Annotated in this window: 21 protein-coding genes; 16 read left to right on the top strand and 5 right to left on the bottom strand. The window is 40.9% G+C overall.

Annotation, left to right across the window (positions count from 1 at the left end; all coding sequences use genetic code 11):
* Window positions 1–42 precede the first annotated feature (42 nt).
* From dhaL (H8Z79_RS10285) to H8Z79_RS10260, 6 genes are all read left to right on the top strand, one after another.
* Entirely contained in the window at window positions 43–1,800 is a 1,758-nt protein-coding gene (dhaL, locus tag H8Z79_RS10285; protein ID WP_118039917.1) for a dihydroxyacetone kinase subunit DhaL, read from the top strand.
* Window positions 1,801–1,863: 63 nt separating this feature from the next.
* Window positions 1,864–2,304: an RpiB/LacA/LacB family sugar-phosphate isomerase gene (locus H8Z79_RS10280; protein ID WP_118039918.1), complete on the top strand. Its 441-nt coding sequence runs from the start codon at window positions 1,864–1,866 to the stop codon at window positions 2,302–2,304.
* 240 nt (window positions 2,305–2,544) lie between these two features.
* Entirely contained in the window at window positions 2,545–3,966 is a 1,422-nt protein-coding gene (locus H8Z79_RS10275; RefSeq protein WP_118039919.1) for an L-fucose/L-arabinose isomerase family protein, read from the top strand.
* Window positions 3,967–3,995: 29 nt separating this feature from the next.
* Window positions 3,996–4,988 carry a dihydroxyacetone kinase subunit DhaK gene (locus tag H8Z79_RS10270; protein ID WP_118039920.1) on the top strand — a complete coding sequence of 331 codons (993 nt, stop codon included), beginning with the start codon at window positions 3,996–3,998 and terminating at the stop codon, window positions 4,986–4,988.
* 20 nt (window positions 4,989–5,008) lie between these two features.
* Window positions 5,009–5,647, top strand: a complete 639-nt coding sequence (gene dhaL, locus H8Z79_RS10265; RefSeq protein ID WP_118039921.1) for a dihydroxyacetone kinase subunit DhaL — start codon at window positions 5,009–5,011, stop codon at window positions 5,645–5,647.
* Window positions 5,648–5,699: 52 nt separating this feature from the next.
* Window positions 5,700–6,371, top strand: a complete 672-nt coding sequence (locus H8Z79_RS10260; protein WP_118039922.1) for a D-lyxose/D-mannose family sugar isomerase — start codon at window positions 5,700–5,702, stop codon at window positions 6,369–6,371.
* Between the two features lie 70 nt (window positions 6,372–6,441).
* On the opposite strand, the gene H8Z79_RS10255 is transcribed toward H8Z79_RS10260, so the two are convergent.
* Window positions 6,442–7,218: an IclR family transcriptional regulator gene (locus H8Z79_RS10255; protein ID WP_118039924.1), complete on the bottom strand. Its 777-nt coding sequence runs from the start codon at window positions 7,216–7,218 to the stop codon at window positions 6,442–6,444.
* A 429-nt stretch (window positions 7,219–7,647) separates the two neighbouring features.
* Here H8Z79_RS10255 and H8Z79_RS10250 point away from each other — a divergent pair, with 429 nt between their 5' ends.
* From H8Z79_RS10250 to H8Z79_RS10230, 5 genes are all read left to right on the top strand, one after another.
* Entirely contained in the window at window positions 7,648–8,733 is a 1,086-nt protein-coding gene (locus H8Z79_RS10250) for a substrate-binding domain-containing protein (RefSeq protein ID WP_118039926.1), read from the top strand.
* Between the two features lie 127 nt (window positions 8,734–8,860).
* A complete protein-coding gene (locus H8Z79_RS10245; protein ID WP_118039928.1) occupies window positions 8,861–10,342 on the top strand; it encodes a sugar ABC transporter ATP-binding protein in 1,482 nt (493 codons plus the stop codon).
* Window positions 10,343–10,360: 18 nt separating this feature from the next.
* Window positions 10,361–11,317 carry an ABC transporter permease gene (locus H8Z79_RS10240; protein WP_118039930.1) on the top strand — a complete coding sequence of 319 codons (957 nt, stop codon included), beginning with the start codon at window positions 10,361–10,363 and terminating at the stop codon, window positions 11,315–11,317.
* Window positions 11,318–11,505: 188 nt separating this feature from the next.
* A complete protein-coding gene (locus tag H8Z79_RS10235) occupies window positions 11,506–12,690 on the top strand; it encodes an ATP-binding protein (RefSeq protein ID WP_225876961.1) in 1,185 nt (394 codons plus the stop codon).
* 23 nt (window positions 12,691–12,713) lie between these two features.
* Complete coding sequence (locus tag H8Z79_RS10230; RefSeq protein ID WP_147348998.1) at window positions 12,714–13,424, top strand: PD-(D/E)XK nuclease domain-containing protein; 711 nt, start codon at window positions 12,714–12,716, stop codon at window positions 13,422–13,424.
* Window positions 13,425–13,472: 48 nt separating this feature from the next.
* On the opposite strand, the gene H8Z79_RS10225 is transcribed toward H8Z79_RS10230, so the two are convergent.
* From H8Z79_RS10225 to H8Z79_RS10215, 3 genes are all read right to left on the bottom strand, one after another.
* A complete protein-coding gene (locus H8Z79_RS10225; protein ID WP_118039934.1) occupies window positions 13,473–14,252 on the bottom strand; it encodes an HD domain-containing protein in 780 nt (259 codons plus the stop codon).
* 424 nt (window positions 14,253–14,676) lie between these two features.
* Complete coding sequence (locus tag H8Z79_RS10220; RefSeq protein ID WP_118039936.1) at window positions 14,677–15,204, bottom strand: spore maturation protein; 528 nt, start codon at window positions 15,202–15,204, stop codon at window positions 14,677–14,679.
* 138 nt (window positions 15,205–15,342) lie between these two features.
* Window positions 15,343–16,578: a galactokinase gene (locus H8Z79_RS10215; protein ID WP_118039938.1), complete on the bottom strand. Its 1,236-nt coding sequence runs from the start codon at window positions 16,576–16,578 to the stop codon at window positions 15,343–15,345.
* A gap of 217 nt (window positions 16,579–16,795) precedes the next feature.
* Here H8Z79_RS10215 and H8Z79_RS10210 point away from each other — a divergent pair, with 217 nt between their 5' ends.
* Window positions 16,796–17,680, top strand: coding sequence for a helix-turn-helix transcriptional regulator (locus H8Z79_RS10210; protein ID WP_015541580.1), 885 nt, complete (start codon window positions 16,796–16,798; stop codon window positions 17,678–17,680).
* Window positions 17,681–17,738: 58 nt separating this feature from the next.
* Here the strand turns inward: H8Z79_RS10210 and H8Z79_RS10205 are convergent, their stop codons facing one another.
* Window positions 17,739–18,479, bottom strand: coding sequence for a lysophospholipid acyltransferase family protein (locus tag H8Z79_RS10205; RefSeq protein WP_118039940.1), 741 nt, complete (start codon window positions 18,477–18,479; stop codon window positions 17,739–17,741).
* Between the two features lie 172 nt (window positions 18,480–18,651).
* On the opposite strand from H8Z79_RS10205, the gene H8Z79_RS10200 reads away from it, so the two are divergent.
* From H8Z79_RS10200 to H8Z79_RS10185, 4 genes are all read left to right on the top strand, one after another.
* Entirely contained in the window at window positions 18,652–19,056 is a 405-nt protein-coding gene (locus H8Z79_RS10200) for a protease complex subunit PrcB family protein (protein WP_225876960.1), read from the top strand.
* A 17-nt stretch (window positions 19,057–19,073) separates the two neighbouring features.
* Complete coding sequence (locus tag H8Z79_RS10195) at window positions 19,074–20,630, top strand: DUF3794 and LysM peptidoglycan-binding domain-containing protein (protein WP_118039944.1); 1,557 nt, start codon at window positions 19,074–19,076, stop codon at window positions 20,628–20,630.
* A gap of 97 nt (window positions 20,631–20,727) precedes the next feature.
* Window positions 20,728–21,597: a 4-(cytidine 5'-diphospho)-2-C-methyl-D-erythritol kinase gene (ispE, locus tag H8Z79_RS10190; protein ID WP_118039946.1), complete on the top strand. Its 870-nt coding sequence runs from the start codon at window positions 20,728–20,730 to the stop codon at window positions 21,595–21,597.
* Window positions 21,598–21,630: 33 nt separating this feature from the next.
* The gene (locus tag H8Z79_RS10185) at window positions 21,631–22,326 is read left to right on the top strand and encodes a GntR family transcriptional regulator (RefSeq protein ID WP_118039948.1); all 696 of its coding nucleotides are present in this window, start codon (window positions 21,631–21,633) and stop codon (window positions 22,324–22,326) included.
* Window positions 22,327–22,353: the final 27 nt, after the last annotated feature.

The raw sequence follows: 22,353 nt of genomic DNA, 5'->3' as shown, positions 1-22,353 counted from the left end.
TTACAGCGTAGTTTGTAAAACTGCAGTGGAGGACAAAGTGGAATGAAAAAAATACTGAATGCTGATGTAACAAATGTTGTAGAAGAAAGCTTAAACGGCTACCTTTTAGCGTACAAAAAATACTACAAAAAGGTTGATGATTTCAATGCCTTCTATTACCGCAATGCACGCAAGGACAAAGTTGCGCTTGTAATCGGAGGCGGCAGCGGACATGAACCATTATTTACAGGATTCTGTGGAGCAGGACTTGCCGATGCGGTAGCATGCGGAAATGTATGCGCCTCTCCCAATCCGGAACTGATCAAAGCAGCAGCTAAGGCTGTTGATCAGGGAAAAGGTGTATTGTTTATGTACGGCTGTTATGCAGGTGACAATCTGAACTTCGATATGGCTGAGGAACTGTGCCAGGCAGAAGGAATGAAGACTGCACATGTAAGAATCTGGGATGATTTTGTATCTGCACCTGAAGAAAGAATCGGAGAACGTCGCGGTATTGCCGGAGATGTATATACATTCAAAGTTGCCGGTGCTGCATGCGATGCCGGGCTCAGCCTTGAGGAAGTCGTAAGAGTAACCGAAAAATGCAGAGACAGAATCAATACATTAGGTGTATGCACAAGTCCGTGTACTTTGCCGGGAAATGATGCACCTACATTTACAGTAGCTGATGATGAAGTCGTATTTGGAATGGGACTTCACGGAGAAAAAGGTATTGAGACAACAAAGATGATGCCATGCAATGAAATGGTGGCAAAGATATACAATACCTTTAAAGAAAAATCAACAATAGCAAAAGAATTAAAAGAGGGAGCAGAAGTTGCCGTTATGGTTAATGGTCTGGGTTCAACCCCTCTTCTGGAATTAAACCTCGTTTATTATGAATTATATAAACTGTTACATAAAGACGGTATCAAAGTATATGATTCAGAAGTAAAGACATATTGTACGTCCATGGAAATGGGTGGATTTTCCATCACTATCCTTTTACTGGATGACGAACTGAAAAAATATCTGGATGCACCATGTTTCACACCATTTTATGCAAAGGGAGAATTCTCAGGGGCAGCCAGACTTCTGGATATTGATGATGAAGAAGAGCTGGAGTTTGATGAAAATGATGTAGAACCGGCAGTGATCGTCAGAAGCAAAGAAGGCGTTCTGGATACTCTGAGTGCCGAAGATACCAGAAATATGCTGATCTATGTGGCTGATAAAGTAATCGCACAGAAACCTTATCTGACAGTGATCGACAGTGCAATCGGTGATGGCGATCATGGAATCGGTATGTGTGGCGGAATGCAGAAAGCAAAGAAAAAACTTGTAAAAATGCAGGGAGAGACCAACGCATACAAATTGTTTGAAACAGCCGGCATGGCAATGCTGAATTCCATGGGCGGCGCATCAGGAGTAATCTTTGGAAGCCTGTACCTTGAAGGTGCAAAAGGAATGGATCCGAAGGCTGAGCTGAATGTAGAAGATCTTGCTGTAATGGAAAGAAAGAGCCTGATCAACATTCAGAAGCGCGGTGGTGCACAGGCAGGAGACAAAACAATGGTCGATGCACTGATTCCGGCTGTAGAAGCGCTGGAAAGCCATACACAGAGCTCCCTTCTTGAAGCACTGAAGGCAGCAGAAGAAGGCGCACGTCAGGGAATGGAAGATACCAAGAAATATATTGCAAAGTATGGCCGTGCGAAATCTCTTGCACCGGAAGATGTAATCGGACATCAGGATGCGGGTGCAACTTCTGTATACTTTATTTTCCAGGGAATGCGTGAATTTGTAGAAGGCAAAATCTGATTTCTTTTACAGATTCCATCAGAACACAAAATAATATTTTTCTTTAAGATTGGAGATAATAATATGAAAATTGTAATTGGATGCGATCCGAATGCACAGGAAGCAAAAGAAAAAATTATCAAATATATCGAGAAAAACGGTTATGGTGAAGTAACTGATTTCGGAAGTGAAGATCCGATCTATGCAAATGTGGCAATCAAGGTTGCAGAAGCTGTTGCAGCAAAAGAATTTGACAGAGGAATCCTGATCTGCGGAACAGGAATCGGAGTTTCTCTTGCGGCAAACAAAGTCAAAGGTGCATATGCAGCACTGGCAGCAGATGTTTATTCAGCAGAAAGAGCCCGCCTGAGTAATGATGCCAATATCGTCTGCATGGGTGCGTTTACAACAGGTGAAAAAGTTCGTGAAGGAATTGTAACTGCTTTCCTTACAAATGAGTTCGTAAAAGGCTGTGCATCTCAGCCAAAGGTTGATGCTTTTGTAAAATACGATATGGAAAGATAAAATTCATATAGTCAATAAAAGAAAAAGAGTACTGATCAGAAAATTGGTCAGTACTTTTTTGTTGTCTTCAAAACAGGTTGTGTATTTTGCACAAAAAATAATATGCTTGATAAAACAATTTGAACATATTGACATTTGCTATGTTATATGCTAATATGCAATTACAGTTTCATATATGATTATACAATTCCCGTATATGAAAAAACGCGCGAGAATAAATGAAGTCAAGGAGGAAGAAAAATGAGTAAACCAGTAATCGGAGTTCTGGGATTTTCAGATGGCGATAAAGCCGCACATGAAATGCTCAAACCAATCGTTCAGGCTCAGGTAGATGCAATCACAAATGCATTAAGAGCGGATGGCCGTGTGGAGGTTGTAGTAGCAGAAGATATCGTACACAGTGATAAGACAGCGAAGAGTTATGCGGAAGACCTTAAAGCAAAAGGTGTTGATGCGACTATTTTTGCTTATGGTGTATTTGCATTCCCGGTATTCAGTGTTATCGCAGCAAGATACGGCAAAGGTCCATATCTTCTGGCAGCACCATTTAATCCGGACTGGCCGGGTATGGTATCCATGCTTGCAGCAGGCGGTGGCCTTGATCATGAAGGTATCCAGCATTTCCGTGTTGCCGGAGATGTTAACGATAAAGAGGTACTTGAGAAGATCATCAAATTTGCAAAATGTGCAAAAGTTGTAAGCCGTCTGAACGGACAGAAATATGGCCTTATCGGTGGAAGAAGCCTTGGTATGTACAGTACGACCGTATCCATGCAGGACTGGCAGGAAAAATTCGGTATTGATGTTGAACATATTGATCAGCTTGAAATCGTCAGAAGAGCAGATGAAATCGATGATGAGCAGGTCGAAAAAGCATATAAATGGCTAACAGAAAACGTAGGCAAAGTTGAATTTAACGGAACATCTTTTACACCTGAAAAATTAAAAACTCAGATTCGTCATTATGAGGCAACAAAGAAGATTATCGATGAAAATGAACTCGATTTTGTCGGTGTGAAATGTCATTATGAAATGAGTGCACATTACTGTACACAGTGTCTGAGCGCAGCATTTTTGAATGATCCATATGACTGGGACGGAGCGAAGGAACCTTTTGTCTGTGCATGTGAGGCTGACTCTGATGCAGCACTTACCATGCAGATTCTGAAACTTCTGACAGGTGATCCGGCAATCTTCATGGATGTCCGTCACTGGGATCAGGAGAATGGTGTAATGGAATTCTGTAACTGTGGTTCACAGTCAACATGGTATGCAGCAGCCAGTGATGACTACAAAGAAAACCTGGCAAAGGTTACTCTGTATCCGGCACTTGACTTGTATCCGGGCGGTGGATGTCATGTAAATTTACAGACCAAACCTGGAAAAGCTACGATTGCCAGACTGTGCAGGAGAAAACAGGGTGACGGAGAAAGATATTACATGACCATTATTCCATGTGAGTTTGTAGAACTTCCGAAAGAAAGAGAAAAACTTACTACAATGGAATGGCCACATGTATTTGCAAAACTTCCATTTGATCATAATATTTTCCTTGAGAGATTCGGAGCAAATCACTGTCATGCAGTATATGGCGATCATGTAGAAGAATTGAAGATGATCTGCAAGATGCTTGATGTAGATGTAGAAATGTATAACGAATAAATGCTTTGAGGATTAAGGGAGGAAAACTTATGCAGAGAATTATGAACAATCCGGATGATATTGTTGATGAGATGCTTAAGGGATTTCTTAAGGCGCATAGCGATATTGTTGAAGGAACAGAAAATCCGCGTGTAGTAAAAGCCAAAAATATTCCGGAAGGAAAGGTCGGAGTTGTTACAGGCGGAGGATCAGGACACAAACCGGCATTTATCGGTTATGTCGGTGAAAATATGTGCGATGCAGCCGCGGTTGGAGAAATCTGTTCTTCCCCGACAGCAGCTGCTTTTCTGGATGGTTTCAAAGTTGCAGATCAGGGAAAAGGTGTTGCCTGTCTGTACGGAAACTATTCCGGAGACAACATGAACGTAAAAATGGCTGTAAAAATGGCGAAACGCCAGGGAATTACAGTAAAAACAGTAGTTGCAAATGATGATGTGGCATCCGCACCGAAGGATCAGAGAGAGAAACGTCGTGGAGTAGCCGGTGAAGTTTTGATGTGGAAAGTTGGGGGCGCAAAAGCTGCAAAAGGCGGAAGCCTTGATGAAGTAATTGCAGCGGCACAGAAAGCAATCGACAATACGAGAAGTGTCGGAATCGGACTGACTCCATGTACACTTCCGGCAGTCGGACATCCAAATTTTGAGATCAAAGACGGAACCATGGAAGTGGGTATCGGACATCACGGCGAACCGGGAATTGAGGTCTGTGAGCTTGAAGATGCACACCATATGGCAAAGAGAATGGTAGACATCGTTCTTCCGGATTATCCGTTTGTGGAGGGTGATGAAGTAGTAGTACTTGTCTCCGGACTTGGTGCGACACCTGTCATGGAACTTTATGTGCTGTATGATGAGATCGATCAGCTTCTTAAAGAAAAAGGCATTAAGACACATAAGGCATATGTAGGAAATTACTTTACTTCATTGGAAATGATGGGAGCTACACTTACGATTATGAAACTGGATGATGAGCTTAAAGAATTGATCGATATGCCGGCAAAATCAATGGGACTGAAGCAATAAGCAGGAGGTTAGAGCATAAAATGAAAACATTCAAAAATGCAAATGGCAATCCGGTTCTTATGAAAATGGTAAAGGCTATTCACGAAAATAAAGATTATCTGGGTGAAGTAGACGGACTAATCGGTGATGGTGATCATGGAATGAACATGAACAAAGGCTTCATGATGTTCGGTGATGAATTCGGTGATCAGAAATTTACGTTTGCAGATGGTCTTGATAATCTCGGAAATATTCTTTTTTCAAAAATAGGTGGCTCTATGGGACCTATATACGGCACTATTTTCATGGATGCTGCAGAGCAGGGAATGGAGCTGGAGGACATTACAGTAAAAGATCTTGCAGATATGCTTGGCGCAGGTCTTGCAGGACTGCAGGAAATTGTTGAGGCGCAGGTAGGTGACAAAACGCTTGTTGATACTTTAGCACCGGCAGTTGATGTGTTGAAAAAAGCAGCAGAAGAGGGAACAGATTTTCCGCAGGCACTGGAAGATATGAAAGCAGCAGCTAAGAAAGGTATGGAATCTACTAAAGATATGGTTGCGAAATTTGGAAGATCCAGCCGTCTGGGTGAAAGATCCAGAGGCGTTTTGGATGCAGGCAGTGTATCCTGCTGCATTATTCTGACTGCAATGGCCGATGGTATTCTTGAAAATCTTTAACTAACAGTAAAATCAATCAGCAATGAAACGATGATATTAGGGAGGCTTTACGATGAAACGATCTGTAATTAACACAAATATTGAATGGGCAATGGATCTCTGCAAACGTATGCATTTTAATCTGCCGGATTTCTTCTATTGGACACCGGAAGAATGGGAAGCCAAAAAAGATCAGACAGAAATGATGAGAAAAGTCGGTCTTGGATGGGATGTAACAGACTATGCCAGCGGAGATTTCGATAAAGTCGGTGCTGTTCTCGGTACACTGAGAAACGGTATCATGGGAGATATGAAACGTCCATATTGCGAAAAAATTATTGCAATGAAAGACGGACAGATGCTGCCGCGCCATTTCCATTATGAAAAAACAGAGGATATCATCAACAGATGTGGTGGAACTCTCTGTGTAGAAGTATGGAATTCCAAACCGGAGTCAGAGGGATATGCAGTTGACTACGAATCAGATGCTACCGTATATTGTGACGGTGTTAAAGTAACGGTACCGGCAGGCGGTGTTGTAAAAGTAACTCCTGGTAACAGCATTACTTTAACTCCGTATATTTATCACAGATTCTACGCAGAAGGCGGAGAACTGATTGTAGGTGAAGTGTCTAAAGTAAATGATGATGCAAAAGATAATCATTTCTCAGAAGAAATACATCTTACAATTGAAGAAGATGAACCGGTTCGACACTTACTTTGTGGCGGATATGTGATGGAATAACAGGACAGTATAAAATCCCCCGGATAAGTTCTTATTCGGGGGATTTTTGTCAATAGAAAACTGAAACAGATTAAAACATTCGTTCTTCAATCTGCTGTGCAGTTTCTTTAAGATGTTCCAGAATGGAGTTAAAACTTTCGGAAGTTTTGTAAGGAGCGACAGGACCAGTGGTACCTACAGCGGCAATGATCTTATTATCAGGAGTATGTATCGGGACGGCAATGCAGCCTACACCGATAGCATATTCTTCATCATCTGTGCCGTAACCCTGTGCAGCTATCTGCTCGAGGTGTTCAGAGAACAGTGCAGGATCTGTAATAGTCTTTTCTGTATACGGAGTAAAACGAAGAGTAGCTTTTTTTAGGAAGCGTGCGCGTTCTTCCTTAGGAAGAAGTGCGGTCAACAGTTTGCCGGATGCACTGACATTGATCGGAATCACTTCATTTAATCTGGTGATGTAGGTTATGGTAGATTTCGGCAGGCACTGATCAATCGTACATACTCCGTCAGAAGAAAGAATGCAGAGCTGGCATGCCTGACCAAGGTCATTACAGATCTGTTTCATAAACGGATGAGCAATTTTGATCAGATATTTCTCGGAAGAAATAATGTCTGAAAAACCTGTTAACTTGTAGCCGAGACGGAGGTGATTCGGATTTGCCGGGTCTTCCACGAGATACTGGTATTCTTTCATGCAGGAAGCAATTCTGTATAGAGAAGTAAATGGAATAGACAATTTCTCTGAGATTGTTTTGAGACTTTTTGAGGAGGAATCTTCCAGAAAAAGATCCAGTATCTGCAATGTACGTACGGCAGCAGGTGGGAAATCATTTGTTTCAGTTTTCATTGAGTTACCTTTCCGCGCATATATGTGGCGCAAATAATATTTTTAAATCATGGAATATATGGTCGTGATGTCGGCAGAGAAGTAGTTAAATAGATCCATGGTTAAATCAATAGAAGCAGATATTAAAATATCTGTCTGTATCATAACAGATTCTTGTATGAAAATCAATGTTTTCACATATGAAAATATAAATTTCAAAAATGAAAATATATATTGACATTTTAAAAGTAAAATGCTACAATAAAATCATCAAATAACAAAAAAAATTGTGCGAAATATAACATGGAAATAAGCGGGGTGAAAATGCACAATTGTTTTTGTTGAACAAACACTTTGTATACAAAGAAAAATTGTGAAAAATATAAAAACGATGCGCAGCGTTTTTGGCAAAAACTGAATAATGAAAATTTAATCAGGAGGGTTATAAGAATGAAGAAAAAATTAGTCAGCAGTTTATTATGTGCGGGTATGGCAGTAACAGCAATTGCAGGAACCGGATTAAGCGTACAGGCAGATGACGGATATACATTTGCAATGCTGGTTCCGACAATGAACCATGAATACTTTGAGAACTGTGTAGAATTCGCAAACAAATGTGCAGAAGAATTCAATTGTACAGTTAATGTTTACAACGCAGATAACAATGCCGACACAATGAGCAAGAACGTAGAAGATGCTATTGCAGCAGGCGTTGATGGTATCCTTATTGACCCATATTATGCTTCCGGTACAAAATGTGCAGAGATGTGTGAAGCAGCAGAAATTCCGATGATCGCATTTGACTCTGATATCGAAGAATTCAATCCGCAGGAAGATTATACACAATACATCAGCTTTATCGGACCAGATGATGCAGATGCCGGATACAACATGGCATGTAATCTGTTTGAAAATGCTACACCGGATGAAGACGGTACATTATATGTAGGTGTTGTTCAGGGTACTCCTGGTACAGCAGTTGCTACAAACCGTGAAGTTGGATTTGACAAAGCTCTTGACGAGTACACAAATGAAAAAGGAATGAAGATCGAAGTTGTTGGTCGTGTAAATGGTGATTTCGCAGCTGAAACTTCTCTGTCTGCTACAGAGGACCTTCTTCAGAAATCCGATAAGATCAATGGTATCTGGGCTGCAAACGGCGGAACAGCTACAGGTGTTATGGCTGCATGTAAGAACGCAGGCCTTGAACCAGGAAAAGATATCACAATCGTAGGTATGGACCTTAACTCCTCAAATGTTGAAGCTGTTGAAAACGGCGAACTTCAGTATGATATCGGCGGACATTGGCTGGTTGGTGGATATGCAGTTATCCAGATGTATGATTATCTGAACGGCTGCAAGATCGAGACACCTAAGACAATCCTGAAACTCCTCCCGATCACAAAAGACACTGTTAGCAAATTCTATACAGATTATCCGGACAACATCCCGGCAAACTTTGACATTAAAGCAGCAAGCCAGACAAACGGCGGCGATGCACAGTATTCATCTTTCGAATTCAAATTCAGTGAATAATTGTTGAAATAATTAGTGTTGAAGACAACGACAAAGTGTCACTAGGATAAGAAGAATGAGGCTTTTGCCGAAGTATTCGGGAAAAGCCTCTTTTTAAAACAAAAAGCAGGAACCGGAGGGGTGCCACATGATACTGAAAGCAAAGGATATACGGAAAACATTCGGCCCCACAATTGCCCTCGATAATGCACAGGTAGAGTTGAAAGACGGAGAAGTAAATGCATTGGTCGGCGAAAATGGTGCTGGAAAGTCTACTATACTGAAGGCAATAGCCGGAGTACACTCTATGGATTCCGGAGAGATCACAATCGATGGACAAAAAGTGGATATCCATAATACAAACGATGCGATAGCAAACGGCATCAGTATTGTTTTTCAGGAAAGTACCATTAACCCGTTTATTACAATAGCGGAAAATATTTTTATTGACAGATTATATCAGTATAAGAAATTTGGCAGAGGAATTGACTGGAAAAAAATCAACAAAGATGCACAGGAAATTTTGGATTCTATGGAATCAGGAATTGATGTAAAGACCGATATTCATGCACTGAATCTAGGACAGTGGAAACTTATTGAAGTAGCGAGAGCACTTTCATATAATCCGAAGATTCTTCTTCTGGATGAATCAACAGCATTTTTGAATCACAATGAGACCGTAAGTTTTATCAGTTCTGTTAAAAAGCTGAGAGAACGCGGTATGGCGATTGGTTTTGTATCGCACCATATGCAGGAAATTTATGAACTTGCAGACAGGATCACCGTAATGCGAGACGGTAAATTTATCGTGGAAATGCTTCGTGAGGAAGTAACCCAGGAACGTCTGGAAGCTGCAATGGTTGGAAGAAATATTGGTGATAAACTGTATCCTGAAAAGAGTAAAAACAAGAATACAGAAACAATCTTGAAAGTGGAGCATTTAACAGTTGAGAATCAGCTGACAGATGCCTCATTCGAATTAAAAAAGGGAGAAATACTTGGTATTGGCGGACTGAAGCAGTCGGGTGGTGATGCCATTGTCGATGCTATTTATGGAGCAGTTCCGATGGATGGCGGAAGCATTACGATGGATGGTGATACCTATACTTCAACAACCCCGATACAGAGTTTAAATAGGAAGATAGCACTCCTTCCGGGAGAACGTACACTGGAAGGTCTGATTGTTAATTTCAGCATTGCAGATAATATTGTAATGTCTGCAGGCCCGAAAAAAGGTGTACTTAGGGACAAAAAGCAGGAAAAAGAACTTGTTGATCAGTATGTAAAAGAAGTTATGATCAAAACAAAAAATCCGAATAATCCGGCTTCTTCTCTGAGTGGTGGTAACATGCAGAAGGTTGTAATCGGAAAGTGCCTTGCGACAAATCCAAAGGTTCTTCTCCTTAATAACCCGACCCGTGGTATTGATATCAGTGCCAGACAGGAAATTTATTCTCTGATTCGCGGACTTGCGAACGAAGGAATGTCGATTATCATGCTGACAGAGGATTTACTTGAACTTCTTGGAATGAGTGATCGAATTCTTATTACAAGAAATAAAGAGATCAGCAAGATATTTGACGAGAATAATGGACTTACAGAAGAAGACGTGATCAGCTATATTGTATAACGGAAAGAGGATAAAGTTATGAGTGAAAATAAAGTTGCGAAAAAACCGGTTTCGGTAAAAAAATATTTTCCATTTATTTTATTATTTGTTCTGGTTGTAATTTTTTCTATCGGAAACCCGAGATTCTTTACAATTAAGAACTTCCTGACAATCGCCCAGCAGATGGTTGTAACATTGATTGCCGCTTATGGTATGTTGTATGTTATCGTAGAAGGAAGTATCGACCTGTCTGTTGGTGGTATTGTTGCACTTTCAGCAATCGCTGTTGCCAAGACAGTTGGAGTCCTTGGCGGATTTGCAGTTATTCCGGCTGTACTGGTTGGCATTCTCTGCGGTGCTATTAACGGATGCTGCTACACTTTCCTTAAGATTCCTACATTTATCACAACAATGGCAACCATGACAGCTTTTCGTGGTATTGTCCTTATTATTACCGGTGGAGCACAGATCATGATTACAGACAAGAGATTTATTGGTCTCTTTAATGGATCATATCTTCCATCAATACCAAATAACGTTATCATGGTAATTATCATTACTGTCATTATGTGGTACATTTATAACAATTTTGCATTTTCCAGAGAGGTAAGAGCAGTCGGTGGCGCAGAAAAAGTTGCAACACTTGCCGGTATTCGTGTAAACAAAATTAAAGTTCAGGTATTCATTCTTTGTGGTGCATTAGCCGGACTTGCAGGATGTTTCCAGGCAGCGCGTTCTTATGCAGCTACACCTACAATGGGTGATGGAATGGAAATGGATGTCATCGCAGCAGTAGTTCTTGGTGGAACTCCTATGTCGGGTGGTATAGGAAGTGTCCTTACTACAGTACTTGGAGCACTGATCATGTGTATTCTCAGTAATGGTATGAATATCATTGGTCTTTCAGCAGATGTCCAGAAAGTAGTAAAAGGTATCATCCTGATTTTTGCAGTATGTATGACAGTTGACAGAAAACGAATGGGTGTTATCAAATAATATAATAAATGTACAGAACCCTCCGGATAAGGTGTCCGGAGGGTTTTGCTAGCTGTTTACAGTATAAAAAGAAGATAAAAATATTAAAACTAATAAAATAATATTAAAATGGTTCATTTCGGATAAAAAAGGTTAAAATCATATAAAGATATGTTATAATGTATAAAAAACAAAAGGAGGACAGTTTTATGATGTTACAGGCAGAAGATGTATTTCGCCCGGGAGCGTTTCCAGAATATACTTATATATCCAGAAAATCAGCAGTGTCTGATTTGTCATACGAATTTCGTTTAAATCAGGCGATTAAAGTAGCCGGCTTTTTAACATCATTAGTAGGACCTTCAAAAATGGGAAAAACTATTTTGTGTGAAAAAGTAATTGGCTTTGAAAAGATTGTGGAAATTTCGGGAGCTGATTTTAGTGATGACACAGATTTTTGGAAACTGGTAGCTGTGAAGGCAGGGTTGTCTTATGAGGGGCAGTTTACATCTGAAAAGCAGCTGATGGAATCTAGTGATAAATATACAAAAAAAGAGACTTTTTCGCTTACGAAAGATAAAATTATTGAATATTATAAAAAGGAAAACCTTGTTTTAGTAATAGACGATTTTCATTATGCACCGAAGGAAAAGCGTATGCAGATTGCACAGCAGTTAAAAGATGCAATTCGCAGAGGATTCAAAGCAATTGTAGTATCTCTTCCACATAGGGCAGATGAAGCAATACGGCAGAATGCAGATTTGTCTGGAAGATTAAGTTTAATCAATATGGATTCATGGAAAGTTGAAGATTTGAAAGAAATTGCCAAAAAAGGTTTCTCCAAATTGAATATAAAAATTGCTGATGAAATTGCAGAACAAATCGCTGTTGAGAGTTTATCCTCACCGCAATTGATGCAGTATATTTGTCTTAATATATGTTCAATATTAGAAATGAATGAAAATAAAGAAAAAAGTGTTGGACAGGAAATTTTGAAGACAGCATATCATTATACAACAGCAAATTTTGAATATGGAGATGTTGTTCTATTAATGAAAAAAGGTCCGAGTACGAGAGGAAAGAGCAGGAATACTTTTCAACTTAAAAATGGACAGTTATGCGATTTGTATGAACTGATTGTAAAATCAATTGCGGAAAATCCACCTATCATGCAGTTAACATTTGAAGATGTTAAAGAACGTATTTACAGTTTGATTTCAGATGAAAGTAAAAAACCGACACCCCAGGCAATTAAAGAAAGTTTAACAAAGTTACAGGAACTGCTACACATAAGAGAAGACATTTTTAAAGTACTTGATTGGAAAGATGATATTTTATATATTTTAGATCCGTTATTTTTATTCTATTTACGGTGGGGAGGTTCGCTTAAGTAAGTATGATGAATGGAATCAAAAGTATGCAGGAAGCTGTTGAACGTATTCGTGATGCTCAAAACGTTCAGATATTTCAAAATGAATTATTGTTGTTGAAAGAATATATGAAAAACATTGGAATGGAAAAAGAAGATCTCTTAAAATTGGAAAGAACAGCATATTATATTAAAAATGAATATTCTGATAAAGATACGAAAGAAAATATGGAGGCGGCAAAAGAGCGCGTAGTTCGATATATTGAAGATATTATATATGACAATACAGATGACGAGAGTCTTCTTAAAATCTTAGGAAATTTTTATCTGTTTCTTGAAGCATTACTGGAACGCGTTCCAGACAAAAGAGGTGGAATTCAACAGGAGAAGCTTGCATTATTAAAAATTGAAAATGAATATGATGTTCAGCATTTACTATATGCCAACATAAAATCATTATATCCAATGGCAAGAATAGAAGTGAGTGAAGATAGTGGATATGGAACTGTAAGGACTGACATTTTCATAGATACTGAGCATGTAATAGAAGTGAAATGTACCAGAAAAAATATGAAATTAAAAAAGCTGGTTGAAGAAATAGAGGCAGATATGGTTCACTATGGTGCTGAAAATATCTATTTTCTGATATATGATAAAGAGAAAATTATAGAAAATCCTATGGTTTTCAAAAAGACTTATGAAGAAAAAATCAAAGGAAAAAACATACATATAATTATTCATCAACCTAAATTATTATAGAAAACCCCTCCGGATGTAGTGACCGGAGGGGTTTATGTATGTCTGATTTTATATCCACTCATACCCGGGAGCATGATGGATAAATTCTGTAAGATGAGTGCGGATCGTTTCCATTTTATTTTTTGTATCAGGAGTGCTATATGGAATCCGGTCGATAATTTTATTGAGGTAGTCGTGCTCTTCGATGATGTCAAAGCTTGCCCGGAAGTAAATATCGTAGAAGTATGCCACGTAGGAAACCCAGTAGTCCATTTTTGTAATGCGATCCGGGGAGTAGATGCACTGACAGGAGAGAGCTGTGTCATAAACCTTTTGTGTAATTACCTGAGCGCCGATGTCTTCGCCTGACATTCCCATAAATACAAGCAGATCATCTTCTAATTTTACGCGGCAGTTGTCCAGTTTGTCCGCATCGCGGATCAGACGGGCATGGAGAAGCGTTCGCGGATTAGAGATATTTTCTAATTTAAAATTGCTGTGCAGGGCAATTGCAGTGCGGATGATGTCATCCCACTGATTTTCCGGGACAAAACGGCGGATCATGCCCTCTTCAAATAATACCTGTACGCCGTAAGCAGCATGATCCATGGTAGCAGGTTCAAAACTGTCAAAGCGTTTCAGCTGTTCGAAGCGTCCGATGTCATGGAGCAGGGCAATGATCTTTGCCAGCTCGGTATCTTCGAGAGATAGATTCATGCGACGGCAGATATCCTTCATGTCGTGCACCACCCCATAGGTATGTATGATCTTCAGGCGGACCTTATCATTATTGCGGTCATAGCCATCCAGATAGTGTTCAAATTCTTTTTTCGCGTCTGTATAATTCATAGAAAGTCATCCTCTTTTACATTTTTCTATAGTATACGAAAATATAGATTGACTGACAAGGTTCGACATAACTGTAGTACATTGTGTACTATAGTGGGATTGTTACCGCCTCCCACCGGTACGGAAAGGAGGTGTGACTATGGATGACATAATAAGTTTTATACTTACTGTCATGGCTGGTGTAGTGTGTCATTGCATCAACAAATGGCTGGACGGTGATAAATAGTCGGTGACCAGCCTGTGGAATAAGCCACCATAAAAAACGGAATAGAAAACCCCTCGGACCGACCTCCGAGGGGTTTTCGTTTTTGGTACTTGAATAACATAATAAGTTTCTGATGACATTATAGCATATGTAAAAATGACTTACAATATACGAAAATGAAAATCGTTTGACAAGATTCGACAAAATCTGCCATGGAATTTACAATAAAAATTGAACGATACACACAGCAGCCATCATTCCGGCAAGTGAGGCAAGCAATGCCCCCGGCAGTGTGTATCGGGTTTTCTGTACCCCTACAGAGCCAAAATATACACTCATACAGTAAAAAACACTTTCTGTTGCGCTCAACATCAATGCGGCCATCAGTCCTGTCGGGGAGTCCGTTCCGAACTGTTTGAAAATATCCAGAAGCAGACCTGTCGCCGCACCGGAAGAAAAAAGTCTCACCAGCCCCAACGGAAAAAGTTCCGGCGCGATATCAAGCACCCCCGATGCCTTTGAAAGTATGCCTCCCAGAAATTCAAGAAAACCAGATGCACGAAGAACTCCGACTGCTGTCATCAGCCCGATCAGTGTCGGAACAAGTCTCCATACGATCTTTAAGCCTTCCTCTGCCCCTTCCAGAAAATCATTATAAATATTTCTTTTTGCAATCAGTCCGTAGCCCAGTATGTACAAAATTAAAACAGGTATCATAAATACAGAAATGTAAGAAATAAGTTTCATAGAAAAAATTCCTCTTATCTGTAGTTATGATACCTTATGAAGGGTTCATTATGATTTATGTATGATTTGTCATTTGTGCCTGAATATTATTTTACCAAAGATAAACAACTGATGTCGTTTTTCTTTTTGTACTATTAATTATCCGATATGAGCAGCACCTACGGCACGGATATCCATCGGATATACATTTTCTCTGCCGACAAATCTGGAAATATATTCTACATAGTTATCCTGCTCTTTTTCCGGAACGATAGCTGCAATAACACCGGCAAAACCGCCGCCATGAACACGGCATACACCTGCACCGATTTTTTTCAGGAAAAGCTGTGTCAGCGCAAGGGTTCTTGTGATCTTCTGCTCATGGAAATCTTTCATGGTGTAGCAGTTCTGCAGAAGTTCCCAGGAAGAAGTTCCTGATTCATTCACCAGTTCCAGAAATTTCTTATAATCTTCGTGATGGATCGCATCTGCTGCATCCTCTACACGGGTAGTTTCTCCGAAGAAATGAAGCGCACGCAGAACAGCTCTGTCATCATCGATCTCATTGCAGTGCGCAAGAAGTGCATCTACGTTTGTCTCGTGAAGAAGCTCTACACCAAGTACTTTGGCAACAGCTTTCATCTCACCCGGAATCTCAGAATATTCCTGGCTGAGGTCTGCATGGCCCTTTCCGGTGTTTACGATAACCAGTTTATAACCAAATTTTCCGAAGGAAAAATCAAGTTTGCTGTATTTCAGATTGTCTCGGTCTGCGAAATCAAACAGAACCGGGCCACCTACTGCACATGCCATCTGATCCATCATTCCGGAAGCCTTGTCCCAGTATACATTTTCTGCGTACTGACCGATTTTTGCATAATCGTTGTAGGACATTTTACTTTTGTTGAAGAAGTAATCAATAATCGTGCAGATCAGCATTTCAAAGGATGCAGATGAGCTGACACCTGCGGCTGCAATAACATTTGTGCTTACATAAGCGTCAAAGCCGGCCACTTTGAATCCGTTTTTCTGCGCGCCTTCCATCATACCGGCAACAAGGGCAACTGTGCCTTTTTTGTAATTTTCTTTACTGAGCTTTGTGAGATCTACAACGATCTCATCTCTGTAGCCTTCACTTGTAATATGGATCACCTGTGTATCGTTCGGGTATGCGGCTCCGATGGTATCAAGATTGATACTTCCTGCGATTACCTTTCCACCATTGTGATCTGTATGGTTTCCGATGATTTCAGTTCTTCCGGCTGAAGTAAAGTATTCTGCTTTGTCCTGTTTGTAGATTTTTTCAAAATGATCTGCAAGATTTTTAAAACGGGCACCGCTTACTTCGGTTTCTCCGTAAATTTCCTGAAGTTTTACTGTTTCCGGTAAATTCATGATTCTATTCTCCTTTTACATTAGATTTTCTGCTTTTATACGTCCGTTCGGTTTATAAATTTATTATACTGTTTTCCTCAAAAATTACCTTAATTAATCTGCGAAAAAACAGTAAAATATTGCGTTCTTCATAATTTTTTGTGTATAATAAAGGTAATTTTCTGCGTTGATTTTTAATATCATATTTTTTAGTTATTACAGAGGAGATTGCTTACCTATGCAGATCATCACCAACCAGTTTCAAAAAGAATTAAAAAAGCATGGCAGTGATTATTTCCCGTTTCTTGTCAGTTACCAGCGGCTTTCGGAGTACGAGTCCAATTCCTTTATGTGGCACTACCATCCTGAGATAGAGATTACCTATGTAAAAAAGGGCTCCATGCATTACCGTGTGAATAACCGTTCGTTTCATCTGAAAGAAGGCGACATCATTTTTTGTAATGCCAATGCCCTGCATACCGGTGAGATGGAAAATCAGGAGGACTGCTCTTATATACCGATCACATTTGACCCAAAGTTAATATACGGATTTTTCCGAAGTACCATCTGTACAAAGTACGTTACTCCTGTGATCCAGAATCTGTCTGCCTGTGCCATGCACATTGATTATTCCGAAAGCTGGCATGCGGTTTTTCGTGACCGGATGCTGGAAGTTATTGATCTTGATAAAAAAAGGCCTGACTTTTATGAGCTGGATATTTCGATACGAATGCAGACCATGTGGCGTCTGCTTGTCGAATACCTTCCTCACCATCCGGTGACTGCTGCTTCAGACCTTACTGAATATGACCGGATCCGAAAGATCATTGCTTATGTGGAGCAAAATTATATGAATCATATTACACTTGCCGAAATTTCCGAGCATATACACCTCTGCGAAAGTGAATGCACCAGACTGTTTAAACGTCATATGAATACAACACTATTCTCTTTCCTGCAGGATTATCGGATTGAACGAAGTCTTGAATACCTGAGTTCAGAAGGGACGATCAGCGAGATTGCAGGAAAGGTCGGCTTTTCTGATTCAAACTACTATTCAAAAGTATTTGCCAAAGTGAAAGGATGCAGTCCGAGAGAATATCGGAAGAATTTAATGAAATAAAAAAACTGCTGTACCATAGTTTTGTTTTTCTATGATACAGCAGTTTTTATTTGTTGTTTTAAACAAGTTTTTGGTTTTTTTCAAGCATCTCATGGATCACATTCTGTGTGTATACACCGAGATGTTTCTGGTCTTCTCTGGAAAGTTCTTTTACGTAGATTGGTTTGCCGTATTCCAAAACGACATGAGTTGATTTGATTTTGGGCATATGTGCCTCAAAGATTTCTGCGGTGTTGTTCATTGCCATCGGAATGATCGCGCATCCGGATTTGCTGGCGATCTTGAAACTTCCTTCATGGAATGGAAGGAGCTCCAGCTCGTCTGCATTTGTGTTTCGTGTACCTTCCGGGAAGATACAGATGGAGATGCCGGATTTTACTTTTTCGATCGCGGTCAGGATAGTCTTCAGTCCCTGCTTAATATCTTTTCGGTCGAGGAACAGGCAATGCAGATAGCGCATCCAGTTGGAAAGAAGCGGGTAGCGTTCCATTTCTTTCTTGGCAATGTAACCGGTGCGGAGCGGACAGCGGCTGTAGCTGAGCACGATGTCAAAGTAGCTTCGATGATTTCCGATGTAAAGCACCGGTGTGTCCTTTGGAATATTTTCTTCACCGATGATCGTTACCTTTGTACCGGCTTCCCACAGGATAAATTTGAAAACTCTCTGAATGATGCGCAGGGAGCTGATTTCCTTTGTGCGCGGTGAGAATTTACCGATGATCCATTCGATAAGCAGGATTGGAATGGAAAGTATCAGAAATCCGATGACTGTGATCGCAACAATGATAAGACGAATCATAATAAAGTCCTCTTTCTGTTTAATTGAAATAAAAACTAAGATAAAAGCAATCCCGAAAAACGGGACTCTGGTACAAGTATAAGTGATTTTGGAAATACTTGCAATAAATCTTTTATCCTCCGCATAGAATACATACTGAAGAAATGAGATGCCGGGAAATGGAAAGCTGTTTATGAAAAAAACTGCCGCATTTCTGTCGCTTTTGATACTTTTAATGATGCTTGGCGGATGCCGGATGATAAAGATTGAAGAGGGTAAGAGAACCCCGCTTAAATATACGGTCGCGGATCATTTGCAGATTCCGGAAGAAGCCGCGAAGCTGATAGAAGAAAAAAAGGAAAAAGAATTCCAGATGGCATACCAGAAGGGCGAAGACCTTTATCTGATAAAGGGATATGGAAGGCAGATGAGCGGAGGATACAGCATTCAGGTGACGGATCTGTCGGCATCTGTGAACGCTGTTTTTTTTGAAACAAAACTGATCGGCCCCACGGAGGAAGTGCAGGGCGGTGAACCTTCTTATCCATATATCGTTGTGAAAACAGAGTACCGGGATGTCCCGGTTCAGTTTCAGTGAGATTGGAGGACATAAAAGTGGAATTCAGGAAAGAGGATATTCAGGTACTTCGAACAAAGAGCAGGGCAACCAGTCAGGTGACGCTGGACATGGATTATAATGTACCGGATGTGAAACCGGACATTGGACGCATGATACAGAATAAAGGTGAGGTGACCGTAGAAGAAGTGCGCCTGAATGACGGGCATGCTTTTGTCAAAGGGAAACTGCAGGCGGATGTTTTGTACGTGGGGGAAGAGGACGGGAGAGTTTACAGTCTTTCGGCAGGCGTGCCGGTTGAGGAGACTCTGAACCTTGACGGAATTGTAAATGGTGATAAGCTCTGTCTGAAGTGGGAGATCGAAGATCTGAGCATCCACATCATTCATTCACGGAAGATGAATATTCGTGCCGTGATCACGTTTTATGCATCGGTGGATGAACTGACTGGAATCCGTCTGCCGGTGGCGGCGGATGATGAAAATATCTCTGTTAAGAAAAAACAGATGTGCCTTCTCAGTCTTGCAGTACATAAAAAAGATACTCTGCGGCTGAAAGAAGAAGTGGAGCTGGTTTCAAACAAACCGGATATTGCGGAGCTTTTGTGGTATACCATTGAAATACGTGGGCTGGATCTGCGTCCGGAAGAACAAAAAGTAAAGGCTAAAGGAGAACTGTTTATTTTTGTTCTTTATACGGGCGGGGATGAAGGAAGTACTCTGCAGTGGCTGGAGCACACGATCCCGTTTAACGGGGAAGCAGAATGCACCGGCTGTACTTCGGAGATGATTCCGAATCTGGAAGCGTCAGTGATCAGTCAGTCTCTGGAGGTCAGACCGGATGCCGACGGAGAAGAGCGTAAACTGCAGGCAGATGTTGTTCTGGAACTGGATATGAAGCTTTACCGGGAGGAAGAGCATGATGTGATCATGGATGCTTACACTCCGTTTCGACAGTATCAGACAAAAGGCAGGCCGGAAATGCTGGAAAGCCTGTTGATCCGGAATTTCTCACGATGTCGTCTGTCGGACCGTGTGACGATTCGTGAAACACAGGGGAAAATTCTGCAGATCTGCCACAGTCAGGGAGATGTCAAAGTTGACAAAACTCAGATCGTCAGCGATGGGATTCAGGTGGACGGGATTCTGCGTCTGAAGGTTCTGTATATTGTGGGAAATGATGATATGCCGTTTTATTCTGCCGAAACTGTCATTCCGTTCAGTCATATCGTAGAGGCACGGGGAATCTCGAAAGACAGTGTTTATTATCTGCATAGTGAGCTGGAACAGTTGTCAACGACCATGGCAGACAGCAACGAGCTTGAGATCCGTGCAACGATCGGTGTCAATGTGCTGGTGTTACAGTGCAGTGAAGAATTTATCCTCGACAAGATGGAAGAAGCACCTCTTGATCAGGAAAAAATCCGCAGTTTGCCTGGAATTACCGTGTATATCGTTCAGCCGGAAGACACGCTCTGGGACATTGCAAAACGCTTTTATACGACCACGGAAGAAATCAGAAGTATGAATGAGCTGGAAAACGAAGAAATTTCCTCAGGAATGCCGCTTCTTCTGGTAAAAAAAGTCGAAGAATGATACTTGAAATTATCAAAAAAATCGGATAAAATAAAATACATAGATTGTATACAAAGTACAAAAAGAACGAAAAATACAAAGGACAGAGGGTGTGTTTATGCGTTTACGAGCTATGGCAAAAATCAATCTCGGACTCGATGTACTCCGCAAGCGTGAGGATGGATATCATGAAGTACGGATGATCATGCAGACGATCCAGATGTATGACCTTTTGGATATCCGTAAGAAATCAGAAACGGGAATTGTGTTGTCTACAAATCTTCCTTATGTTCCTTCTGATGAAAGGAATCTGGTATATAAGGCAGCCAAACTTCTTATGGATGAGTTTGATGTTAAAGAGGGCCTTTCTATGAAACTGACGAAATCCATTCCGGTTGCAGCAGGTATGGCGGGTGGCAGTTCAGATGCGGCGGCGGCTTTTGTCGGAGTGAACCGTCTGTTTCGTCTGGGCCTCAGCGAAGAGGAATTGATGAAACGTGCCGTACAGGTAGGCGCGGATGTTCCTTATTGTGTAATGAGAGGGACTGCCCTTGCAGAGGGAATCGGTGAGAAACTTACGAGTCTTCCGGGACTTCCACGCTGTTATGTACTTGTCGGCAAACCGGGAATTAATGTTTCAACGAAGCTGGCATATGACAATCTGAAGCTGGACAGCATTCAGAAGCATCCGGACATTGATGGAATGCTTCGGGATATTGAGAATCAGGATCTTAAAAGCCTGACATCTAAGATGGAAAATGTCTTTGAGCCGGGAATTATTCGTCAGTATCCGGTGATTCAGGAAATCAAAGATCTTATGGAAGCAAATGGCGCATTGAAAGCAATGATGAGTGGAAGCGGACCGACCGTATTTGGCATTTTTGATGACAGAGCGAAGATGCGTGAAGCAGCAGAAGTTCTGAAACAGAGCCATCTGGCCAAAACAGTATTTGCAACACAGATTTACAACCGAAAAGATCATGCATAGATCAGGATGTGTGCAGGAAAGGGGAAGCTACCTATGATGAATGATTTTTCTGTAGATATGAACGAATATCTGCCACTTCGGGATGTTGTGTTTAACACACTCCGTAAGGCAATTTTGAAAGGGGAACTCAAGCCGGGAGAACGACTGATGGAAATCGCGCTTGCAGAGCGTCTCGGTGTCAGCAGAACTCCGGTACGTGAGGCAATGCGTAAGCTGGAATTGGAAGGGCTTGTCGTGATGATTCCCCGGAGAGGTGCACAGGTTGCCAATATCACTGAGAAGGATCTGAACGATGTACTGGAAGTGCGTATTGCACTTGAAAATCTTTCCATTGAGAATGCGTGCATGCGAATGACCGAAGAACAGCTTGAAGAGCTTTGGAATGCAGCAAAGAATTTCGAGGCAACGATGGCAGAGGGAAATCTTGTAAAACTTGCAGAAGCAGATGTGGCTTTTCATGAAGTCATCTACAAATCTTCAGATAACCGCAGACTGAATCAGGTTTTAAACAACCTGCGTGAGCAGATTTACAGATACCGTGTGGAATATCTGAAAGATGAGGAGACAAGAAATCTTCTGGTCAAAGAGCATAAAGAGATTTATGAGGCAATCAAAAACCGTGATGTAAAGAGCGCGCAGGAAATTTCCTATCAGCATATTGAAAATCAGAGAGAGGCGATCATCCGCTCGATCCGTGAGGAGACACAGAATCGTCAGATACGTAAATAAAAAAATAAAATATGGTTATTCTAAGAG

It is taken from the genome of Blautia intestinalis (genome assembly GCF_014297355.1).
Lineage (GTDB): Bacteria > Bacillota > Clostridia > Lachnospirales > Lachnospiraceae > Blautia_A > Blautia_A intestinalis.
This window is presented reverse-complemented; position numbering and strand designations above follow the sequence as displayed.

What these genes read in the sequence shown, in the direction of transcription:
- dhaL (WP_118039921.1), top strand. Translation starts at nt 5,009, where the DNA reads ATGAAAACATTCAAAAATGCAAATGGCAATCCGGTTCTTATGAAAATG.
- H8Z79_RS10240 (WP_118039930.1), top strand. Translation starts at nt 10,361, where the DNA reads ATGAGTGAAAATAAAGTTGCGAAAAAACCGGTTTCGGTAAAAAAATAT.
- ispE (WP_118039946.1), top strand. Translation starts at nt 20,728, where the DNA reads ATGCGTTTACGAGCTATGGCAAAAATCAATCTCGGACTCGATGTACTC.
- H8Z79_RS10270 (WP_118039920.1), top strand. Translation starts at nt 3,996, where the DNA reads ATGCAGAGAATTATGAACAATCCGGATGATATTGTTGATGAGATGCTT.
- H8Z79_RS10245 (WP_118039928.1), top strand. Translation starts at nt 8,861, where the DNA reads ATGATACTGAAAGCAAAGGATATACGGAAAACATTCGGCCCCACAATT.
- H8Z79_RS10215 (WP_118039938.1), bottom strand. Translation starts at nt 16,578, where the DNA reads ATGAATTTACCGGAAACAGTAAAACTTCAGGAAATTTACGGAGAAACC.
- H8Z79_RS10185 (WP_118039948.1), top strand. Translation starts at nt 21,631, where the DNA reads ATGATGAATGATTTTTCTGTAGATATGAACGAATATCTGCCACTTCGG.
- H8Z79_RS10260 (WP_118039922.1), top strand. Translation starts at nt 5,700, where the DNA reads ATGAAACGATCTGTAATTAACACAAATATTGAATGGGCAATGGATCTC.
- H8Z79_RS10230 (WP_147348998.1), top strand. Translation starts at nt 12,714, where the DNA reads ATGCAGGAAGCTGTTGAACGTATTCGTGATGCTCAAAACGTTCAGATA.
- H8Z79_RS10235 (WP_225876961.1), top strand. Translation starts at nt 11,506, where the DNA reads ATGATGTTACAGGCAGAAGATGTATTTCGCCCGGGAGCGTTTCCAGAA.
- dhaL (WP_118039917.1), top strand. Translation starts at nt 43, where the DNA reads ATGAAAAAAATACTGAATGCTGATGTAACAAATGTTGTAGAAGAAAGC.
- H8Z79_RS10280 (WP_118039918.1), top strand. Translation starts at nt 1,864, where the DNA reads ATGAAAATTGTAATTGGATGCGATCCGAATGCACAGGAAGCAAAAGAA.
- H8Z79_RS10225 (WP_118039934.1), bottom strand. Translation starts at nt 14,252, where the DNA reads ATGAATTATACAGACGCGAAAAAAGAATTTGAACACTATCTGGATGGC.
- H8Z79_RS10275 (WP_118039919.1), top strand. Translation starts at nt 2,545, where the DNA reads ATGAGTAAACCAGTAATCGGAGTTCTGGGATTTTCAGATGGCGATAAA.
- H8Z79_RS10255 (WP_118039924.1), bottom strand. Translation starts at nt 7,218, where the DNA reads ATGAAAACTGAAACAAATGATTTCCCACCTGCTGCCGTACGTACATTG.
- H8Z79_RS10220 (WP_118039936.1), bottom strand. Translation starts at nt 15,204, where the DNA reads ATGAAACTTATTTCTTACATTTCTGTATTTATGATACCTGTTTTAATT.
- H8Z79_RS10200 (WP_225876960.1), top strand. Translation starts at nt 18,652, where the DNA reads ATGAAAAAAACTGCCGCATTTCTGTCGCTTTTGATACTTTTAATGATG.
- H8Z79_RS10205 (WP_118039940.1), bottom strand. Translation starts at nt 18,479, where the DNA reads ATGATTCGTCTTATCATTGTTGCGATCACAGTCATCGGATTTCTGATA.
- H8Z79_RS10210 (WP_015541580.1), top strand. Translation starts at nt 16,796, where the DNA reads ATGCAGATCATCACCAACCAGTTTCAAAAAGAATTAAAAAAGCATGGC.
- H8Z79_RS10250 (WP_118039926.1), top strand. Translation starts at nt 7,648, where the DNA reads ATGAAGAAAAAATTAGTCAGCAGTTTATTATGTGCGGGTATGGCAGTA.